This is a genomic window from Cupriavidus sp. GW822-FHT03E04 (assembly GCF_058801495.1).
In genome coordinates, this window is sequence record NZ_JBXANI010000004.1 from 206,729 (window position 1) to 226,459 (window position 19,731).

Consider the following 19,731-nt stretch of genomic DNA (forward strand, 5'->3'; position numbering starts at 1 on the left):
AGTTTCCATTTTATGGAAAGTAAACTTGTCAGTGTAAAATAACCGCTTTCCCCAACGCCAAGGCCCCCCAGGAACGCCATGCCCCCAGCCCAACGCCTGACGGATCGCAAACGCGAAGCCATCATTCAGGCCGCCATCGCCGAGTTCCGCGACAACGGCTTCGAAGTCACCAGCATGGACAAGGTCGCCGCCCGGGCAGCGGTTTCCAAGCGCACGGTGTACAACCACTTCGCCAGCAAGGACGAACTGTTTGCCGAGATACTTTCCCAGCTATGGGAGAGCAGCCAGGGCGAACTTGACATGGCTTACGCGAGCGACCAGCCGGTGGATGCGCAGTTGCGCGAGCTGGTGCGCCTGAAAATGAACATGCTTAACAACGCCAGTTTCATGGACCTGGCACGCGTTGCCATCGCCGAGACCATCCACTCGCCAGAGCGGGCGAGGGAAATGGTCGCCAGGCTGGGCGAGCGGGAAGAGGGCATTCATGTCTGGATACGCGCGGCCCAGGCCGACGGCAAGCTGAAAGCGGCGGATCCCGCCTTTGCCGCTTGTCAGCTGCAGGCGCTGATCAAGGCGTTTGCCTTCTGGCCGCAGATCACCATGGGACAGCCCCCGCTGGATGCGGCGATGCAGCGGCAGGTGGTGGATTCGGCGGTTGCGATGTTTCTTGCGCGGTATGGGGTGGTTTAGGCTTGAAGGTTTTTGCCCGTCCATGCCACTGATGGCGCGGCGCAGATTCCGGTTGCACCTGTAGTTCGGCTTCCCACTCGGTTTCGGATCCGGCGAAGCAGCGGGCCCAAGGTTTAGTCGTCACCAAGCCGGACAACTGTATCTGCCGGCAGCAGACTTGATTTTCATCGATCGCAATCTCTCAAATCTCTATCACCGGGCCGCTAACCCTGTCCTATAATGCTTGACTACACAATCATTGATGGAACAATAAAATGATTTCGCAGCCTCACGAGGCGCATAGCAGCGGGCAGGTGCTGCCATTCCGCGAGTCCTTGCTGGCCATGCTGGGTATCGCGTTCGTGGTGATGTTGGTGGCACTTGACCAGACCGTGGTCGGCACCGCGCTGCCGACCGTGGTGGCGGAGCTGCAGGGGTTTGAGTACTACGCTTGGGTGGCGACGGCCTATCTGCTGATGTCGGTGATCACGGTGCCGATCTTCGGGCGGCTGGGCGATTACTACGGGCGAAAGCCCTTCGTGATGGTGTCCATCGTCGTGTTCACGCTGGCTTCCGCGCTGTGCGGCATGGCAACGAGCATGCCGTTCCTGGTGCTTGCGCGCGGCCTGCAGGGCATTGGCGGTGGCATGTTGGTGGGCACTGCGTTTGCTTGTATCCCTGACCTGTTCCCCGATTCGCATGTGCGCTTGCGCTGGCAGGTGATGATGAGCGCGGCGTTCGGCATTGCCAACGCGGTGGGGCCGTCGCTTGGCGGCGTGCTGACCGAGGCCTATGGCTGGCGCTCGGTGTTCTATGTGAACTTGCCGGTGGGCTTGCTGGGGTTGTGGTTTGCCTGGCGCTACCTGCCGCACTTGCGCCAGCAGACCAATACCGGCGCGATCAAGGTGGATTGGCTCGGCGCGGCGCTGATCGGCGTGGGGCTGGGCGGCTTGCAGTTGTGCGTGGAGCTGATGCCCGAGCGTGGGTTCGGGCTGGTCACCGGCGGCTTGCTGGTGATGTCGGTGTGTGCCTTGGTTGGGTTATGGCAATGGGAGCGCCGCACGCCGAACCCGATCCTGCCGCTGGAGATGTTCCGCAATCCCGGGCTGGCGCCATTGTTCCTGCTGGCCGTGTTCGTCGGCTTCGCGATGTTCTCGTTGCTGCTGTACGCGCCGCTGCTGTTCCAGGGGGGCTTTGGCTATTCGCCGAAGGAGGCGGGCGTGCTGGTGACCCCGCTGGTGGTGTGCATCACGGTGGGCAGCATCATCAATGGGCGCATCATCACCCGCATCCGCCAGCCTAACAATATGCTGTATGCGGGATTCGGCATGCTGGCGCTGGCTTGTCTCGGGCTGTCCCAGGCGACGCGCGGGATGTCGCACCATTTGTTGCTGGGCATGATGCTGCTATGTGGCTTCGGGCTCGGCTTCATCATGCCCAACCTGACGGTGTTCGCGCAGCAGACCGCGGGCCGCGAGCATCTGGGCATTGCCACGGCGATGCTGCAGTCGCTGCGCATGGTCGGCGGCATGATCGGTACCGCCGTGGTGGGCACATTGGTCACGCGCAGTTACCTCAGTGGCGTGCACGACGCGCTGCAGAGCGCTGGTGCCGGGCAGTGGCAGGCGCGCATGGCGGATCCGCAGATCCTGATCGACCGTGCGGCGCAGGCAAGCCTGCTGTCGCAGCTGGAGGCGGCCGGGCACAATGGCGCCCTGTTGCTGGAGCAGGCCCGGCTGTCGCTGGTTGGCGCCATCCATATGGGGCTGGCGCTGGCCGCGGTGATTGCGGTGCTGGGCCTGTGGCGTTCGCGGCGGGTGCCGCCGATCAAGCTGGAGCGTGCCGTCAAGCCGGTCATGGCAACGGAGTAGGGCGCGGGGCTAGCCGATAATGTAGGGAGGTTGCCCGTCGCGTGACGGTGCCCCAAGCAGGAGATTGGAGTGGAATTGGAGCGTCAAAGCCTGGCTGTGCTACAGCAGTTCGGGCGAACTTACCGGGCCTATGCCGCGGCTTTCGAGCAGCGCATCGGCCATCCCTTGCCGCGTTGGCGCATTCTGTCCGCGCTGTACGCCCATGCTGGGCCCATTGCGCAAAAGCCCCTTGCCGACCGCGTCGGCATGGACCCGGGCGCGCTCACGCGCCAGCTCAAGGCGCTGCAGGAGCTCGGCTGGGTAGAGCGCAACACCAGCGAGCGCGACAACCGCGTGACCAATGTCACGCTGTCGGCGCTCGGCCACGGCGTTGTGGAGCAGGCATTGCCGCTGCGCTCGGCATTTCTGCAGGACGTGCTGGAAAACGTCTCCGAGACCACCATGCGCGATCTGTCCAAGGGCCTGGAAGAGCTTGAGGGTGGCATTGCCGAAGCGGTGCTGCGCACACAGCAGGACAAGGCGGACGCCGTGTGAGCGCGGCATCCACGACGACCTTGGTCCAACCGTCCTGACTACCCCAACCGATGCTACGGCCGAGCCGGTTGCAGCCTCAACGGCGCCGTCCATACCTCGGCCAGCAGCACGCCCAACACCGTGAGCACCCCGCCGACCGCGTGATATGGCGCGAGCGATTCGCCAAGCAAGCCCGCCGCAATCAGCGCGGTGAGCAGGGGGATCAGGTTGAAGAACATGCTCGCACGGCTCGGCCCGATGCGGGCGACGGCGTGCATCCACACCAGCGGTGCAACCATCGACGCCATGAGCCCGGCGAATCCGACCAGAGGGAGATTGGCGGCCGAGAGGCCCATCTTTGGCGTGAGCAGGTATAGCGGCAGCAACGCGATGACGGCGGCGACGATCTGCAGGTAAAGCAGTTGCAACGCCGGCACGTCCTTCATCTTCCAGCGCTTGAGCAAAATCACATAGACCGCGTAGGCCAGCATGGCCAGCAGCATCAGTGCGTCCCCGAGGTTGGCGCCGCTGGTCAGCAGGCTGCCCAGGTCTCCGGACGATACGACCACCAGCACGCCGGCGATCGACAGCACGGACCCCGCCACGGCGCCGGCGGTCAGGCCCTGCCCCAATAGCAGGATCGATAATGCCAGCACCATCATCGGCGTGAGCGAGCCGATGATGCCCATGTGGGTCGCCGTGGTCAGGTAGGCGGCATAGTAGGCCAGGCACTGATAAGCCACCATGCCGAGCAGGCCCAGCACGGCGATCCGCCCCAATCCGGGCCGGATCGCGGCCCAGTTGCGCAGCACGGGACGCAGTGCCAGCGGCGTGAAGAGCACGGCTGCCAGCAACCAGCGGTAGAAGCTGATCTCGGCCGGCGCGATGGTGCCGGCGGCCATTTTGCTGACGACGGTGTTGCCCGACCAGATCACGACGGCCAGGAGCGGAAAGGCGTATTGCCACATGAGCGCTTTCTCTGATGTGTATGGAACGCTATCATGAGCGCGTCTGTGTTGATTTATATAGCTCAATTTGGACATATCGACCGGAATTCCGGACTAATTCCGGACTCTGTGTAGCAACGGACCTAACAAGCATGGCTATGGCCGACAAGTGGCGTTTCCTGCCGATCCTGGATGTCGAAGGGATGGAGGGCCCCTTCTACCTGCGCTATGACGAGTTCGGCGCCGATACCCTGGCGGAGGCGCACAGCCATAGCTGGGGTCACCTCAACTACGCCGCGCACGGCTCGATGCAGATGGAAACCGTGGGCATGCGGCTGCTTTCCCCGCCGCAGTACGCGATATGGATTCCGCCAAAGGTGGTGCACAGCTGCACGTTGCGCCACGCGATCGTTTACCGCTCGATCTACATCGAGCCCGGCCTATGCGCGCAACTGCCGGCCGAGCCCTGCACGGTGCGCATCAGCCCGATCATCAAGAGCGTGCTGGCGGACTTTGCCGCGCGCGACCTGCATGTGCCACGCACGCCGGCCGATCTTCGGCTGGCGCATGTGGTGGTCGACCAGCTTGCCGTGGCGCCGGTGCAGCGCTGCTACCTCCCGGCGGCAACCACGCCTGCCCTGGCCGCCGTGCTGGAGGCGCTGCAGGCCGATCCTGGCGACCATCGCACGCTGGCCGAATGGGCCGCCAGCGTGCACATGACCGAACGCACCCTTGCGCGCCGTTGCCAGCACGAGCTGGCCATGTCGTTCGGCGAGTGGCGCCAGCGCCTGCGTTTCCTGCGTGCTATCGATGCCCTGGAGGCGGGCCGCAGCGTGCAGGAGATCGCGTTCGAACTCGGCTACAGCACGGCATCCGCGTTTATCGCGATGTTCCAGCGCGAGGCTGGCGCCACGCCGGAGCAGTACCGGCGCGAGTTTTGTGGCATTGCGTGATGTTTGCGCTTACCGCGCGCCGCTGAACAGCGCCGCGATGGCCAACGGGTTGGACGGGAAATACAGATGCGTGTAGGACGCCATCAAGGCACCCTGCCGGAACACCGCCTCGCCCCGCGACCCGTCGCGCGGCACGGTGGCGTGGCAGTAGGGCGCCAGCGGGGTTTGCGCGCTGGAGTAATGGAAGGTGTGGCCGCGCAAGGTGCCTTCGGGCAGCGCCAGTCGTTGATGGCCGAGCGCGGCAAGGCGGCGTTGCATTGTCACCGTGCCAGGCAGCAGGCCCGCTACGGCGTGGCTATCCCCGGCCTTGTCGACCAGCGTCTCGAACAACGCCATCATGCCGCCGCATTCGGCGAGGATCGGCAGGCCGTTGGCATGGGCTTGGCGCAGGGCGGCCAGCATGCCTGTGTTGGCCGACAGGCGCGCGGCGTGCAGCTCGGGGTAGCCGCCGGGCAGCCAGAGCGCATCGCAGGCGGGCAAGGCAGCGTCGTCGAGCGGGGAGAAGAAGACCAGCCGGGCGCCGAGCGCCTGGAGCGTATCCAGGTTGGCAGGGTAGATAAAGCGGAACGCGGCGTCGCGGGCGATGGCGATGGTCTTGCCGGCCAGCAGCGGCGGCGGCACGGGCAGCGGCGGCGCCGCGGCGATCTCCACGGCTGCGGGCAGGGCGCCGATGGGTTGCCCGGCGAGGGCATCCGCGAGGCGGTCCAGCCGCGTGTTGAGGTCGGGCAGTTCATCGGCCGCCAGCAGGCCCAGGTGCCGCTCGGGCAGTGATGCCGCGTTGTCGCGCGCCAGCGCGCCGGCCCAGGCGATATGCGCCGGCAGGCTCTCTTGCAGCATGTCGGCATGCCGCGGGGAGGCCACCCCATTGGCAAGCACTTGCATGGAGGCGAGCGGCTGGCCGTACCCAGCGAGGCCGAAGGCCAGCGCGCCGAACGTCTGCGCCATTGCGCCGGCCTGGATCACGCTCAGCACCGGCAGGCCGAAATGGCGTGCCAGGTCGGCGCTGCTGGGGGTGCCGTCGTGCAGGCCCATGACGCCCTCCACCAGGATCAGGTCGGCCTCGGCCGCTGCCTGGGCAAGGCGTGCCGCGGCGTCTTCGGCGCCGGTCATCCACAAGTCGAGCGAGTGGACCGGCGCGCCGCTGGCAGCCGCGAGAATGGAGGGATCGAGGTAGTCGGGGCCGCTTTTGAAGACGCGGACGGTGCGGCCGGCCCGGCGGTGCAGCCATGCCAGCGCGGCCGTCACGGTGGTCTTGCCCTGGCCCGAGGCCGGCGCCGCCACCAGCATGGCGGGCACGCGCAGGGGCCTTGCCGCATCGGATTGGGTGCCTGGAACGGCGGGCGCAGTGGTTGCGGCAAGGTTGGACATGGCGATGATGTTGGCTGACTAAGTAGCTAAGTGGCGGGGCTGGCGGAAAACAGCTGCCTGCGCGGCGCTGCGATTATAGCCAGTCGGACTGGCTGGCCGGCTGGCTCTCCTGAGGACGATCCGGGGTCGGCAGCACCAGACCCTGTTGCGCCGCGAAGTCGAACAGCTCGCGCTCATTGCTGGCCCCAAGCTTGCGCATGGCGCTGTTTTTCTGGCGGCTGATGGTCTTGACGCTGCGGCTCAGCTGCCCGGCAATCCCGGTGATCGAGTTGCCACTGAGGTAGAGCCGCATGACTTCAGACTCGCGTACCGACAGGCACAGGGCGCCGGCGCTGCCGGGTGCGTAGTGGGCGCCGGACTGATCCAGCACGCGCGCGGCGGAGTCGCCAATAAAGCGCAGCCCGCGTTCGACGCGGATGATGGCGGTGACCAGTTCGTCCAGCTGCGAGTCCTTGAGCAGGAGGCCATGGGCGCCTGTGTTCAGGATGGCGCGCAGAACCAGCGGGTTGGTGATCATGGTGAGCACCACCACGCCTAGCGCCGGAAAGTGCCGCCGCAGGCTGGCTAGCAGGCGGATGCCATCGCTCGCGTTGCTGCAGGGCATGTGGTAATCGGTGACGACGATATCGGGCCGGAATGCGCGCACGGCCTGCAGCAGCTCGGCGCAGCTGTGGACATCGGCGCAGACCTCCCAGCCGGTTTGGCTCCGCAACTGGCTCCTGACTGCGAGCGTAATGGCGGGATGGTCATCGGCAATCAAGATTTTCAAAGGCATGGCAATGCTCCTGAGCAAGCGCAGGCATGCACGGTGTCCGGGCCGCACATGCCTGGCGCGAGCTGGAAGGGCTTACGGCACGGATGCCGCGAACATGAAAAGCGAGTGCTTCGATTCGCGCTGGGCGGCGCTTGCCGCAAGTGGATCGCGCCCTTGAAAAAACGCGCCGCACGGCTTTTCGCCGGCGGCGCGAACAGCACAGGAACAAAGCACCTCCAGGCGCATGCTTTGCTCGGACGAACAAGAAGCAGGAGGTGCCCATGAAGCATAAGCGTTGGCTTCGACGTCAGGACTGAGACTATTCTCAATTTTGAGAGGAGGGCGCGGAAACCCTCACGGGCCGGCGGGCGTGGCTAGCCGCGAGGCGACACGCCGCGGCGCGGCGTGCTTCAGTGGCAGCAGGGTCAGGCTGCGTAGGCAGCGGTGCGCGTCTCGAGTGACTGGTGACGGCGGTCGATCGCGCTGACGGGATCTCGCAGCACGGTGCTGCCGATCTCCATGATGCCGCGCAGCGCATTGCCGGCGCGGACCGGCGCCCAGAAATGCAGGGCTGCCCATTCCGGGAAACTGCTGGGCGGCGCCAACAGGCGTGTTTTGTGTTTGCGTGTCACTAGCGGCACGTTGAAGTCCAGCAGCGGACAGATGCCGCCCGCGGCAAGCAGCAGCGCAACTTGCGTGTGCCAGGATGGCACTACGGTTTCCCGGTAGGCGGGATCGTGCGCGAGCCGGTTCAGGAAACCCTGCAGCGGGCTGCCGGGCTCGGTGTCTTCCTGCAGCAATATCCACTCGTGCCGTCCATCCGCATCCTCAACGCCGCCTGGCCGCACCACGCTGACCAGGCGGCGCGGCGTGGCCATAATGTTGTGCAGCGCTATGTCCTCTGGCACAAAGTGGCTATCGACCACGAAGGCGCAGTCCAGTTCGCCGCTGCCAAGCTGGGTGGCCAGCGCGGCGTCGGCAAAGACTGGCCGCGTCATGAAGCGGTCATCGGGGAACTGCTCGCACATGGCTGTGAGGATCTCGGTGATGACCGGATCGCCGATCGACGGCGAAAACCCGATCGAGATACGGCGGTGCGGGCTTGCCTCCTCGGCGGCGGGGGTGAGCGGGCGTACCAGGTGCGCCCATTTTGACAAGATCTGGCGGGCGGTCTGCTCCAGCCGCAAGGCATGCGCGGTAGGTTCCAGCGTGCCATTGCGCTTGATGAAAAGGGCGTCGCCGGTGATTTCGCGCAGACGCGCGAGGCTGTAGGCAATGGTCGGAACCCGGCCTTGCGTGCAGGCGGCGACGGCGCTCAGGTCACGATATTCCATCAACAAAACAAAAACGTGCAAGAGCTTGGTGCTGACATGCCGCATGGTGACTTCTCCCGATTCGAAACTTGTTTTTGTTTTCTTCTCTGTCTCTCCGCAGGTGCGCCAAGGCCCCAAGGCCATGCCGCACCTGCCGTGCCGGGTAGTTGGCGTATCTGGTCCATTGCCGTGCCAGGCCGTCAACGCAGGGCCTCTCGCAGTGCCATTGCATCCGCAAGACATGACGGTTTTCAAAATCTCCCGGCTTACTTGGGAAATGACGACGCAGTGCTGCTTGCATGTGGCCCGGTATCTAGAAGCAACGCCGAAAAAACGACCAGCCGACCGGCTACGCGTTGCGCTTATCGTCGCCAGTCTGCGCCGGGGCGCGAGGCCCGGTTGCTGGAGATCGAAATTTAGTTAATGCCAGACAAGATTAATACAGAACTTTGAAACTTGCCAGTAGTCTTCTAGAAGTCATTTCATAAAACCAAGTCAAAAAGTGCTGTTTGTCATGACATAAAGACATTAAAAATATTTATGCCATTCGATTCATAACTTCGTGTGATTTGGTGCTTTGTGCGGCGCAAAGTCGGCTTTTTTTCGCGTATCAGGATTTCTTTGCGGTTGTGTGACAGTAAAAAGAGAATCAGAGAATCGGGAAGTGGACTATCAAATTTTGGCAATTCGATCTAGTTTTTTATGATTTTTTCCAGGTTGGCATGTGATGGCGCTAGATTTCAACATTGTTTTTATCGATAAATTAAAATGTTGAGTTGTTTTTTTGGTCATGGATGATATGCTCGCGGGTTTGCTTGCGTTGCCGTAGGTTGCCGGTCAGACGGGGGCCGCCTCGCGGCGGGTTGCCTCTCCAATTTGCTTAACTCGCGGCTTGAACACACTGAATTGCCTTTTGCGGTGCGGGTGGTAACTTTGCGGCAGGGGTAGAAATGGTCAAGCTCGGGCATTGGCACGAGCGGCCTTTGCTAGCGGAGGCAGTCAGTGAACAGACGTTTCTCGGAGGAACAGATCCGCGGCTACCTGGCGGAAGCCGGTACCGGCGTGCCGGTGCGCGAGCTATGCGCGCGCTATGGTTTTAGCGATGCTTCATTCTATGGATGGCGCATCAAGTACGGCCAGGGCGCTGGCAGCGAAGCGCGCGACAGCCGCAAGTTGCGAGACCTGCAGGAGGAAAACACCCGCCTCAAGAGTATGCTTGCTGATGCGCTGCTCAAGCTTGAGCAACTGCGCAATCGCACTGGTCGGGCCGGCAACGGTAAGGAACGAAGCTAAGTCTGGTTCGTGCCTGCATTGCCGGCGGCTGCCGCCACCTGAGGAGGGACATCGGAAACAGCGGTTTTTCGGTATCAGCCGGCAGGGCGACCCCTGGAACATCGTCATGGGAGGCGCAATGCGTCCCCGCTGTGGAGAACTGAACATGAAACGGGCTTCGATCATCATGGCTGCCGCTCTGGGCTTGGGGCTGCTTGCGGGCCAGGCTGCCACTGCCGCCGAGCTGGAAGTGCCCGCGCCGATGGTCGCGCCGCCGCCGCCGCGGCTCTTGCTGGATACCGCCACCGACAATGTCGGGCCGGCGGCGGACGGCACCCTCACGCCATCCCAGCGCACCCGTTGCCAGGGCTTGCTCGACAAGATCAATGCACTGCCCGCGGGAGCGCAATGGACCACCGGCAAAGCCACGGTGACCAGCGCGGATGGCAGCACCCATCCCAATATCGAGCGGCAAGCGGAGCGCAAGAAGCTCGATGAGGCGTATCGCCAGGAATGCGCGCAAGAAAGAAAATAGTCTCTATTTCGGGCCGCAACGGTCTGGCGTAATCGTGACTTCTCCCAGCGGCCGGTTGCCGATTCCCGCGTAACGATAGTTCAGCGTGACGCCCAACTGGCCCAGCACCGGCACGTCCGGGTTGCGGCAGATACCGCGCTCGAGCACGGGGCGGGCGCTCGCCATGAATGCCACAGTACCCTCTCGGGTCGCATCCACGCCAACCAGGCTGAGGCGGAACTGCACGCGCTTGCCGGGCGAGACGCTGCATCCCTCCAGCCGCGTGGCTGCGTCCAGCGTGAATGGCCCGGCGCGAGTCAGTTCCTGGCAAGCCCTGTTGAGTTCCGCGTCTGAACTGGCCACACCGCCGGTAAGGCGTGTTACGCCACTCATGCCGGTGCTCCTGCCATCTACCGTGCCCAGCAGCAGTCTCGCCAGCGTCGATAGCGAAGCCGGCGCGGCGGCCGCCGGCGCCAGTCCGGTCATCATCAGGAAGCCAAGCGGCGCCAGGCCCGCGCGCACGGCGAAAGGAAAGTCCCGCATAGAGATACAGGTACCGGAAGCGATGTCGGGCGCCAGCGGCATGGCCGCAGGGGGATTTCCCTGGGGGCTACCCCGCACACGGCGGCATAGTCTGAACATAGCCGCGTTTGCACGGCCTTGCTGTCAGCTTTCGTCCTACGCTACCGAGGTGCCCGCGGCGTGGATGCCTTTGGCCGAGTCTAGCCGGGCCTGGCCCGGAGCGGAGATGGACGGGCTATCCGTTGCAGGTCGGGGCGGGCGCAGCGGTACCCGCTCGGGGTCTTCGTAGACGGAGCACAGCCCCGCCGGATCGACGATGCGCAGTTGCCGCTGCCGCACGGTGATCAGCCCGACCGTGGCAAAACGCGCCAGCAGGCGGGATACGGTTTCGAGCGTCAGTCCCAGGTAGCTGGCAATATCGTTGCGCGACATCGGCAGGGTCAGCGCCGCTCCAGCATTGCCCCGGCGGCGTTGCTCGCCAGCGAGGTCGAGCAGCAGCATCGCCAGCCGCTGGGCGGCTTTCATCGATCCGATCGCGACCAGCAGCGTTCGCTCGCGCTCGGCATTGCGGCGCAACGTGCTGAGCATTGTCTCGCGGTACTCGGCGCTGAGCAGGTGTGCGCGTGCCGTCTCCACCGGCACCACGCAACAGTGCGTGTCCTGCATGGCCACCGCGCTGGTGCAATGGGCCTGGCCATCGAGATCCTCCAGCCCGAGCACTTCGCCGGAATGCGCGAAGGCGGTCACCTGGCGCCAGCCAAGCGGGGACTCGAACACGGATTTGGCGCTGCCGTTGCGCACGGGAAACATGGCCAGTACGGGCCGGCCCTGGCGGTGCACCGTTTCTCCGGCGCGCCAGAGCATGCTGGCCGGGGCCAGGCTGCGCTGCCGCTGATCGTTTGCAGCTGACGCTTCCGCGTTGCGGCAGATTGGCTGGAACAAGCACAGCGAGCAGCTTGGAAACGCTGCGTCGGGCGTGGTCATGACATTCTCCGTTTGCCTGCGATGCACGCAAACGCAGTATAACCGCGTGCCTTTTGCCGCTATCTCTTAGTGATCTGCATTCTTTCGTCGGCTGAATTCAGCGTTTTGGTAATTGTTGGCACACACGGAAGTGCATCTGCTGGCACATGCCGGATTAGATGAAAGAATCTAATGTCTTGCTTTCATAACATGTGATGGAAAAGCGACAGCAAGCGCTGGGTTGTCGTGTGCTATGCTGCATCGCAACAATATCGATAGCAGGAGTCTTCATGACCAAAAGCCTTTCGGCGGACTGGCATGCGCAGCTCCGGCAGATCAGCCGGGCGCAACCCCAGTCCGCGCACCATCTCAAAACGTGGTTCAACCGTATCGCTACCCTTAATCCCGCAGCGCCCCGTCTTCGGGCGCGTTCGCCGGCGCCGCTGCCTTTGCCGCCGCGCCACCCCTTGCCCGGAGAATGGGCTCCCCACCACCACCGCCTCGCGCCGCTGCCTGGCGAGCTGGTTCCTCGCTTGCCCTATTGGCTATACGTGCCTTCCGGCGCGCCCAAGCGGCCTATGCCGCTGGTGGTGATGCTGCATGGTTGCCGGCAGACGCCGGAAGATCTGGCGGCGGGCACGCGGATGAACGCGCTTGCCGAGCGCGAAGGCTTCATGGTGGCCTATCCCCAGCAGCCCCTGCGGCGCCAGATGCAGCGCTGCTGGCAGTGGTTCGACCTGGGTGCCACCGAAGGCGGCCGCGAGGCGCAGGCGCTGGCAGTATTGATCGATGCGTTGGCGGCCAGGCGGGACGTCCGTGCCGACCAGGTGTATCTGGCGGGCTTGTCCGCGGGCGCCAGCATGGCGGCGGTAGTGGCCTTGCGCTATCCCGAGAAGATTGCCGCCGTGGGCCTGCATTCCGGGGTCGTGATCGGTGCGGGCCATACGGCCAGCGACGGCTTGCGTGCCATGCAGCACGGCACACAAGCCGACCCGGCGATGTTGCTGGATGCCGCCGGCGTGACGCCGGGCGGACCGAAGATGCCGGCCATCGTGCTGCACGGCATGGACGACGGGGCGGTGCATCCCATCAACGCCCGCTTGCTTGCGCGCCAGTTCCTTGCGTACAACGGCATGAACGACCGGGTCGAGGAGCGGATGAACGGTGCCGCGGTGCGGCACCTCGCCGGCGCGGAGCAGGAAGCCGCCGCGGCGGCCGATGCAGATGCCGGTGTGGCGCAGGCTGACGGCGCAAACGGCCAGCCGGCCAGTGCCCTGCTGCCGGCCGGGGACTACCTGGAAGCCAGCTTTGGCACCTGGAACCGCGAACTGGTCGAGCTATGCGAGGTTGCCGGCCTCGATCACGCCTGGAGCGGCGGCGATGGCGACTACCCTTACCATGCGCCGATTGGCCCCGATGCCAGCGCGTTGATGTGGGAGTTTTTCAAGCAGCATCGCCGCTAGCGCTGGCCAGCGCATGTGCGTAAAAAAAGGAGGGCGCGGATGCGGCCCTCCTTTTTTCATGGCCGGCGTGTGGCTTGACGCAGGCGCAGTAGTCGCCATCAAGTTCAGGCGAGCGAGCGGTCCTTGACGAACAGCGCCGTCACCATGCCCAGCAGGCACAGCGCCACCACGTAGTAGGCGGGGGCCAGCGGATCGTTCTTGAGCATCAGCGTTACGATCATCGGGGTCAGCCCGCCGAAGATCGCGTACGACAGGTTGTACGAGAACGACAGCCCGGAAAACCGTACCTGGGCCGGGAACGCCTTGACCAGCACATACGGCACCGCGCCGATGGTGCCCACGAAGAAGCCGGCTACCGCGTACAGCGGGACCAGCAGGTCCGGGCGTGTGTGCAGGGTGCTGTAGAACACGTACGAGCTGATCGCCAGCAGCAGGCCGCCAACGAACAGGGTGACCCGCGGGCCAACCTTGTCGGCCATCAGGCCGGCCACCACGCAGCCGACCGTCAGGCACAGCGTGGCTACGCTATTGGCTACCAGCGCGGTGCGCGCATCGAAGCCATAGATCTTCTGCAGGAAGGTGGGCGTCATCAGGATCACCACCACGATGCCCGCGGACAGCATCCACGTCAGCAGCATCGATACCGCCACCGCGCCGCGGTGATCACGCACCACCGTCTTGAGCGGCATCTCCGCAGCCAGCGCCTTGCGCTTTTGCAGCTCGGCGAAGACCGGGGTTTCATGCAGCCAGCGGCGCAGGTACATGGAGCCGATGCCGAACACACCGCCCAGCAGGAAAGGCATGCGCCAGCCCCAGTCGACAAGCTCGGCCGGGGTGAAGATGGTATTGACGCCGGTGGCCACCAGGGAACCCAGCAGGATGCCAGCCGTCAGGCCTGCGGTCAGCGTGCCGCAGGCATAGCCGGTGCGGCGCGCGGGCACGTGCTCGGAGACGAACACCCAGGCGCCGGGCACTTCACCGCCAACCGCCGCGCCCTGCAGCACGCGCAGCAGCAGCAGCGCCACGGGCGCCAGCAGGCCGATCGCATGGTAGGTCGGCAGCAGGCCCATCAGCAGCGTCGGCACCGACATCAGCAGGATGGAAAGCGTGAACATCTTCTTGCGGCCAAGCAGGTCGCCGAAGTGGGCCATGATGATGCCGCCCAGCGGGCGAGCCAGGTAGCCGGCGGCAAAGATGCCGAAGGTCTGCAGCTGGCGCAGCCAGTCCGGCACCGACGGCGGGAAGAACAGTTGCCCGATGACGGTGGCGAAGAAGACAAAGATGATGAAGTCGTAGAACTCGAGCGCCCCCCCGAGGGCGGCAAGGGCAAGCGTCTTGTAATCCTGTCCGGTCAGCGGGCGCGCTTGCTGGCTGTGCGCGCTATCTGCTCCGGCAGTACTGCTGATGGTAGACATGAGGAGACTCGCATGGAAATGGTTCGCATGCGAAGCGCGCAACACGGTTGACGTGGAGGGTTCTGGCCGGAGGGTACAGCGCGGGAGAAGCAGGCACTAAGTGGCGGATAAGCCGCTGGCATGCGACAAGACGCTTCGCAAAAGCGTGACGATACCAGATCGGCGTTGAACCGGCTCCAGCCGGCGCGCTTGAATTCCTTTTGGGATCGTCCTGAAATCCCTTTTTAAATCCCTTTGAATGCCTTTGCTTTGCCCCCAAGCGTTGCGATAATGTCGTTAAAAAGTGAAATCCGGGCCACAAAGTGGCCGATCCGTCTGGCGACACCGTGTGGAATGCTTGCTCCATCATGCTCTCCAACGGGTTAGCGGACGCGGGTAGTTGGGGTCGAATCTTCTGGGATCACATGGCAATCAAGTTCTCCATGCAGGCAGCAACTGCAACGCCACGTCGCAGGGCCGGACTGCGGGTAGCCGGCGGCATTGTGGCCGCGCTGGCGGTGTTTGGCCTGGCCGGGTATTTTGGCGGGCCACCGCTGATCAAATCGTTCGCAGCCAAACAGGCCAGCGAAGCGCTGGGGCGCAAGGTCACGTTCGGGGGCGCCGAGGTGCATCCGTTCTCGCTGGCCGTCGACGTTTCCGACATCACTATCTACGAGCCCGATGGCACCACGCCCATGCTGACCGTGGGCGAAGCCAAGATCGATGGCGCCACCGCGTCACTGTGGCACTTCGCCCCGGTGGTGGATGCGGTGCATATCGACCGGCCCGCGCTGCATCTTGCGCGCGACGCCAACGGCCGCATGAACTACGCCGACATCGTGGAGCGCTTCGCGGCCAAGCCGCCCGCGCCAAAATCCGAGCCGGCGCGCTTCTCGGTCAACAATATCGCGCTGACCGGCGGCAGCCTGGTGTTCGACGACAAGCTGCTCAAGCAGACGCAGCGCGTGGACAACCTGACCATCACGCTGCCGTTCCTGTCCAACCTGCCGCATGACGTGGAGATCGTCACCCGGCCCACGCTGAGCGCGAACATCAACGGATCCGCGCTGGCGCTGGACGGCACCATGCTGCCGTTCGCGGCATCGCGTGAGACCCACCTCAATATCAACCTCGACGCCCTGGAGCTGGCGCGCTACATGCCGTTCGCGCCGAAGCTCAAGGATGCGGATATCAAGGGCGGGCTGCTGGATTCACGGCTGACGCTGGGCTTTATCCAGGACAAGGACAAGCAGGACGTCTTCCTGGCAGGCACCGCGGCGCTGCGCGACGCCGATATCCGCAAGCATGATGGATCGCCCCTGGTGAAGGCCGGGCGGGTAGCAGTGGACATCGCGCGCATTGAACCGCTGGGGCGGATGGCCCACCTGCGCAGCCTCTCCGTGGACGGCCTGGCCGTGCAGGCAGTGCGGCGCGCCGATGGCTCGCTCGACCTGGCCGACGCGTTCCTGCCGGAAGCCGCCAAGGTGGAAAGGCCGGCCCACGCGCCGGCTGCCGCCGCAGCGGCAGCGGCGGCGCCCGCATCCGCGCCGGCCGCCGCCAAGGCTGGCCCGGCATCGGCACCCGCCGCCGCCGGCATAGCGCCGGTGCCCGAAAAGCCCTGGCGCTATGCGATAGACCAGATCACCGTCAAAGAGGCCCGCCTGGGCCTGCGCGACGACTCGGCGCCTTCCGGGCCCGGCACGCTCGCGCTCGGGCCGCTTGACGCCGACGTGGCCGGTCTTTCCGGCGACAGCGACAAGCCGGCCAAGGTGCAGGCCAAGCTGGCGATCGGCGAAGGCCAGACGCTCAACCATGAGGGTGAGCTGTCCCTGCGTGGCGGCACCATGGACGGCACGCTGCAAGCCAGCGGCTTGAAGCCCCAAGGGTTTGCCGCGTGGTGGCCGGCGGAGCTCCAGACCCGGCTTGGCGACACTGCCATCAATGCCGAACTGCATTACAAGATGGCGTGGGGCGGCCCCGCTTTTGCCTTTTCGCTGGAAAAGTCCCGCGTCGAACTGGCGCCGCTCTACCTGACCACCCGGGAGCCGGTGACGGTGGCGCAAATAGCAGCCGCCACGACTGGCGCAAGCCAACCTGCCGCCGCCGATAGCGAGCGCCGGCGCGACGCGCGCCGCGCGCGTGCCCGCGACGACAGCGATACCGCCAACCTGCCGCTGATGCTCGCCGAGCGCGTGGCGCTGGAGGACATCGCGTTCGATCTTGGCGCGCATTCCTTCCAGGCCGGCCAGTTGGTGGTCGCCAAGCCGCAGATCGCCATCACGCGTGACTTGCGCGGCGAATTGCTCGAAAGCGCGCGCCTGTGGGCTGTGCAATCCAGGCAGAAGTCCGCCCAACGCAGCACCGCCGTCCAGGCCAAGGCTGTCCAGCCCGAGAGCGCGGCTGCCGCCAAGCCATTGCCCTGGAAGGCACAGCTCGGCAAGTTCACGCTCGATGGGGGCAGCCTGCGCGTGACCGACTATGCGCCCGCGGCCGCCAACCGCGACCGCCCCGTGATTCATCAATTCCGCAATATCAGCCTCGGCACGGGCGCGCTCAACTGGCCGATGGCGGCCGGGGCCATCCCGGTGAAGCTCAAGGCCGACGTGGGCCGGCGCGGCGCGATGGCACTCGACGGCACCGTGCTGCCTGCCGGACCCGCGGCGCAACTGCAGGTCGACTTCCGAGAGCTGGACCTCGCGCCGCTGCAGCCCTACCTGGCCGACCGCTTCAACGCCGCGTTGCGTGGCGGCACCGCTACCGTCAAGGGCCGCCTCGGCGTGGAGGCGCCCGCCGGCAAGCCAATCGCCGCGCGCTTCACCGGCAATGCGCTGCTCGGCAATGTGCGCAGCGTCGACCGGGTGACCGGTGACGACTTCCTGCGCTGGCGCTCGCTTGCAGTAAACGGCATCGATTTCGCCATGGATGAGGCCAAGGGGCCGATGAAGGTCGGCGTGGCCGGTGTCGCGCTGTCGGATTTCTACGCGCGGGTGATCCTGAATGCCAACGGCCGCCTGAACCTGCAGGATGTGATGGCCGGCGGCGCTGCCAAGGGCGAGGCCGCGCCCAGCACCAGCCTGACACAAGCCAATCCCGCATCGGCGAGCGCCGCCAGTGCACCGGCCCCGGTGCCCGCGCCTGTGGCTTCCGCCGCGGCCAAGCCGCAGATCCGGATTGGCGGCGTGACGGTGGAGAAAGGCAACATCAATTTCTCGGATTTCTTTGTCAAGCCGAATTACTCTGCCAACCTGACCGACATGAAGGGATCGGTCTCCAAGGTGTCCTCGACGGAGCCGGCGCCCGCCGATCTCACGCTGGCAGGCCGCATCGACGATGATGCGCCGGTCACGATCGACGGCAAGCTCAATCCGCTGGCCGACACGCTCTACCTCGATATCGCCGCCAAGGCCGCAGGCGTGGAGCTGACCCGGCTGACCCCGTACGCGGCCAAATACGCCGGCTACCCGATCACCAAGGGCAAGCTCACGGTCGATGTGGCGTACAAGATCGAGAACGGCAAGCTGGACGCGCGCAATCACCTCTACCTGGACCAGCTCACCTTTGGCGACAAGGTCGACAGCCCTAGCGCGACCAAGCTGCCGGTGCTGCTGGCGGTCTCGCTGCTGAAGGACCGCAATGGCGTGATCGACATCAACCTGCCGGTGTCGGGCTCCTTGTCGGACCCGGAGTTCAGCATCGGTGGTGTGATCGTGCGGGTGATCGTCAACCTGCTGGCCAAGGCCATCACCTCGCCGTTCTCGTTGATTGCTTCTGCTTTTGGCGGTGGCGACGAACTGGGCTACGTGGAATTTGCGCCCGGCACCTCCACGCTCACGCCGGCGGCCACGCAGAAGATCGCGACACTGGGCAAGGCCCTGGCCGACCGCCCGGCGCTGCGCCTGGAGATCAGCGGCCGCATCGATCCCGCCACCGATACCGCCGGCGCCAAGCGCGCCTGGCTGGACGCGCGCGTGGCCGAGCAAAAGTCGCGCGAGATGCGCGCCAGCGCGAAGGCGGGCGCCGTGGCCGAAGAGAACGAAGAGGGCGAGCAAGGCGCCAAGGTGACGGTGGCGCCGCAGGAGTACCCGAAGTACCTGGAAGCGGTCTACAAGCGCGCCTCCTTCAAGAAGCCGCGCAATGTGATCGGGCTGGCGAAATCCCTGCCCACCAAGGAGATGGAGACGCTGCTGCTGGAGAATGCGCCGGTGACCGATGTGGAACTCCGGCAATTGGCCGAGCAGCGGGCGCTGGCGGTCAAGCAGGCGCTGGAGCGCGATGCCAAGGTGCCGGAAAGCCGCCTGTTCCTGACCGCCTCGAAGCTCAACGCCGATGGCATCAAGGACAAAGGCGCACCCAACCGGGTCGACTTCACCATTCGGCAGTAAATCGCCGGCAAACCTAGCCTTGCCCGCGCAGGGGGTGGCGTTGCCGTCCCCTGCGCCCTGCCGCTCGGCCCAATCGGCGGGGTACGTGCAAAAAACGCTGTATCATTTCGCCCGGAATCGATACAGGAGTGCGTTTTGCAGCAGGAAGCCGTTGTTTACAAGACTTGGGTTTGCTTGATTTGCGGATGGGTCTACGACGAAGAGCAGGGCTGGCCGGACGATGGCATCGCCCCGGGCACGCGCTGGGACGACATTCCGGAAGACTGGCGTTGCCCTGAATGCGACGTGGGCAAGGGCGAATTCGCGATGATCGAGATCTGATCGGCCGGGCCGGCAAACGCAGCCAGGCAAACGATCAGCTACCGGGCGCTCCCGGCCCGGATTACGAATACATCACAGAAGGCGGCTTAGTGCCGCTGCATTTGCCGGCAGATGCCAGCGCGCTTGCGCTGCTCGGCGCAGCGCCGATAGCGCATGCGGTAGGGGTGGCTACAGCGCCAGATCGCCGTGGCCACGGTGACCAGCAGGAACGCCGCCATCAAGACAGCCAACAGGCTCAGTGTCATAGCGGCCCCCTTTTTCACAAGCAAGCCGGGAACGCTCGAAGCGTTCAGATAAGCAACGGAAGCGCCTCCAGCAAGGCCACCGCCAGCAGAGCCCCGAAGATCGCACCCGCCGCGCGGCAACTGATGCGCAAGGCCCGGGCTGTGAAGGGGATCCCGCCGAAGGCAATCATGCCAACCAGCGCCATCGGAATCAGGAACACAAGATCATGTGACGTGAAGTGCAGCATTGCCGTCTCCTGTCTCTCTGCTTGTGCTTCCAGTATAGAA

18 protein-coding genes are annotated in these 19,731 nt (G+C 64.9%); 9 read left to right on the plus strand and 9 right to left on the minus strand.

Translation table 11 applies throughout. From position 1 onward, the window contains the following. The first annotated feature begins 78 nt into the window (after positions 1–78). The 3 genes from AC1RQC_RS06740 (at position 79) to AC1RQC_RS06750 (ending at position 3,074) form a co-directional block, all read left to right on the plus strand. Complete coding sequence (locus tag AC1RQC_RS06740) at positions 79–690, plus strand: TetR/AcrR family transcriptional regulator (RefSeq protein WP_492372616.1); 612 nt, start codon at positions 79–81, stop codon at positions 688–690. Positions 691–944: 254 nt separating this feature from the next. Beyond that, on the plus strand, positions 945–2,540 hold the full coding sequence (locus AC1RQC_RS06745; RefSeq protein WP_492372604.1) for an MFS transporter: 1,596 nt from the start codon (positions 945–947) through the stop codon (positions 2,538–2,540). 69 nt (positions 2,541–2,609) lie between these two features. Then, positions 2,610–3,074, plus strand: coding sequence for a MarR family winged helix-turn-helix transcriptional regulator (locus AC1RQC_RS06750; protein WP_492372605.1), 465 nt, complete (start codon positions 2,610–2,612; stop codon positions 3,072–3,074). A gap of 53 nt (positions 3,075–3,127) precedes the next feature. Here AC1RQC_RS06750 and AC1RQC_RS06755 read toward each other — a convergent pair whose 3' ends face one another. Further along, complete coding sequence (locus AC1RQC_RS06755; RefSeq protein WP_492882749.1) at positions 3,128–4,021, minus strand: DMT family transporter; 894 nt, start codon at positions 4,019–4,021, stop codon at positions 3,128–3,130. Positions 4,022–4,158: 137 nt separating this feature from the next. Here AC1RQC_RS06755 and AC1RQC_RS06760 point away from each other — a divergent pair, with 137 nt between their 5' ends. Then, positions 4,159–4,953 (plus strand): AraC family transcriptional regulator, encoded by a 795-nt coding sequence (locus AC1RQC_RS06760; protein WP_492882833.1) that lies wholly within the window; start codon positions 4,159–4,161, stop codon positions 4,951–4,953. Between the two features lie 9 nt (positions 4,954–4,962). Here AC1RQC_RS06760 and AC1RQC_RS06765 read toward each other — a convergent pair whose 3' ends face one another. The 3 genes from AC1RQC_RS06765 to AC1RQC_RS06775 form a co-directional block, all read right to left on the minus strand. Further along, positions 4,963–6,240, minus strand: coding sequence for a cobyrinic acid a,c-diamide synthase CobB (locus tag AC1RQC_RS06765; protein ID WP_492882835.1), 1,278 nt, complete (start codon positions 6,238–6,240; stop codon positions 4,963–4,965). Between the two features lie 154 nt (positions 6,241–6,394). Then, a complete protein-coding gene (locus AC1RQC_RS06770; RefSeq protein ID WP_492372608.1) occupies positions 6,395–7,096 on the minus strand; it encodes a response regulator in 702 nt (233 codons plus the stop codon). A 404-nt stretch (positions 7,097–7,500) separates the two neighbouring features. Next, complete coding sequence (locus AC1RQC_RS06775) at positions 7,501–8,454, minus strand: LysR substrate-binding domain-containing protein (RefSeq protein ID WP_492882751.1); 954 nt, start codon at positions 8,452–8,454, stop codon at positions 7,501–7,503. A gap of 936 nt (positions 8,455–9,390) precedes the next feature. On the opposite strand from AC1RQC_RS06775, the gene AC1RQC_RS06780 reads away from it, so the two are divergent. Together AC1RQC_RS06780 and AC1RQC_RS06785 are read left to right on the plus strand one after the other, a co-directional pair. Beyond that, the gene (locus AC1RQC_RS06780; protein ID WP_492372610.1) at positions 9,391–9,681 is read left to right on the plus strand and encodes a transposase; all 291 of its coding nucleotides are present in this window, start codon (positions 9,391–9,393) and stop codon (positions 9,679–9,681) included. Between the two features lie 145 nt (positions 9,682–9,826). After that, entirely contained in the window at positions 9,827–10,195 is a 369-nt protein-coding gene (locus AC1RQC_RS06785; RefSeq protein ID WP_254615495.1) for a hypothetical protein, read from the plus strand. A gap of 3 nt (positions 10,196–10,198) precedes the next feature. Here the strand turns inward: AC1RQC_RS06785 and AC1RQC_RS06790 are convergent, their stop codons facing one another. Then, complete coding sequence (locus tag AC1RQC_RS06790; RefSeq protein WP_492828946.1) at positions 10,199–10,759, minus strand: hypothetical protein; 561 nt, start codon at positions 10,757–10,759, stop codon at positions 10,199–10,201. Positions 10,760–10,852: 93 nt separating this feature from the next. Further along, entirely contained in the window at positions 10,853–11,680 is an 828-nt protein-coding gene (locus AC1RQC_RS06795; protein WP_492809732.1) for a Crp/Fnr family transcriptional regulator, read from the minus strand. Positions 11,681–11,949: 269 nt separating this feature from the next. On the opposite strand from AC1RQC_RS06795, the gene AC1RQC_RS06800 reads away from it, so the two are divergent. Beyond that, positions 11,950–13,122 carry an extracellular catalytic domain type 1 short-chain-length polyhydroxyalkanoate depolymerase gene (locus tag AC1RQC_RS06800; RefSeq protein WP_492372613.1) on the plus strand — a complete coding sequence of 391 codons (1,173 nt, stop codon included), beginning with the start codon at positions 11,950–11,952 and terminating at the stop codon, positions 13,120–13,122. A 104-nt stretch (positions 13,123–13,226) separates the two neighbouring features. Here the strand turns inward: AC1RQC_RS06800 and AC1RQC_RS06805 are convergent, their stop codons facing one another. Beyond that, complete coding sequence (locus AC1RQC_RS06805; RefSeq protein ID WP_492372614.1) at positions 13,227–14,537, minus strand: MFS transporter; 1,311 nt, start codon at positions 14,535–14,537, stop codon at positions 13,227–13,229. A gap of 404 nt (positions 14,538–14,941) precedes the next feature. On the opposite strand from AC1RQC_RS06805, the gene AC1RQC_RS06810 reads away from it, so the two are divergent. Both AC1RQC_RS06810 and AC1RQC_RS06815 read left to right on the plus strand, forming a co-directional pair. Next, on the plus strand, positions 14,942–18,898 hold the full coding sequence (locus tag AC1RQC_RS06810) for a DUF748 domain-containing protein (RefSeq protein ID WP_492882753.1): 3,957 nt from the start codon (positions 14,942–14,944) through the stop codon (positions 18,896–18,898). Between the two features lie 135 nt (positions 18,899–19,033). Further along, entirely contained in the window at positions 19,034–19,219 is a 186-nt protein-coding gene (locus AC1RQC_RS06815) for a rubredoxin (protein WP_043356767.1), read from the plus strand. 86 nt (positions 19,220–19,305) lie between these two features. Here the strand turns inward: AC1RQC_RS06815 and AC1RQC_RS06820 are convergent, their stop codons facing one another. Both AC1RQC_RS06820 and AC1RQC_RS06825 read right to left on the minus strand, forming a co-directional pair. After that, positions 19,306–19,464 carry a hypothetical protein gene (locus AC1RQC_RS06820; protein WP_170301920.1) on the minus strand — a complete coding sequence of 53 codons (159 nt, stop codon included), beginning with the start codon at positions 19,462–19,464 and terminating at the stop codon, positions 19,306–19,308. A gap of 44 nt (positions 19,465–19,508) precedes the next feature. Then, positions 19,509–19,691: a hypothetical protein gene (locus tag AC1RQC_RS06825; protein WP_006163669.1), complete on the minus strand. Its 183-nt coding sequence runs from the start codon at positions 19,689–19,691 to the stop codon at positions 19,509–19,511. Positions 19,692–19,731 lie beyond the last annotated feature (40 nt).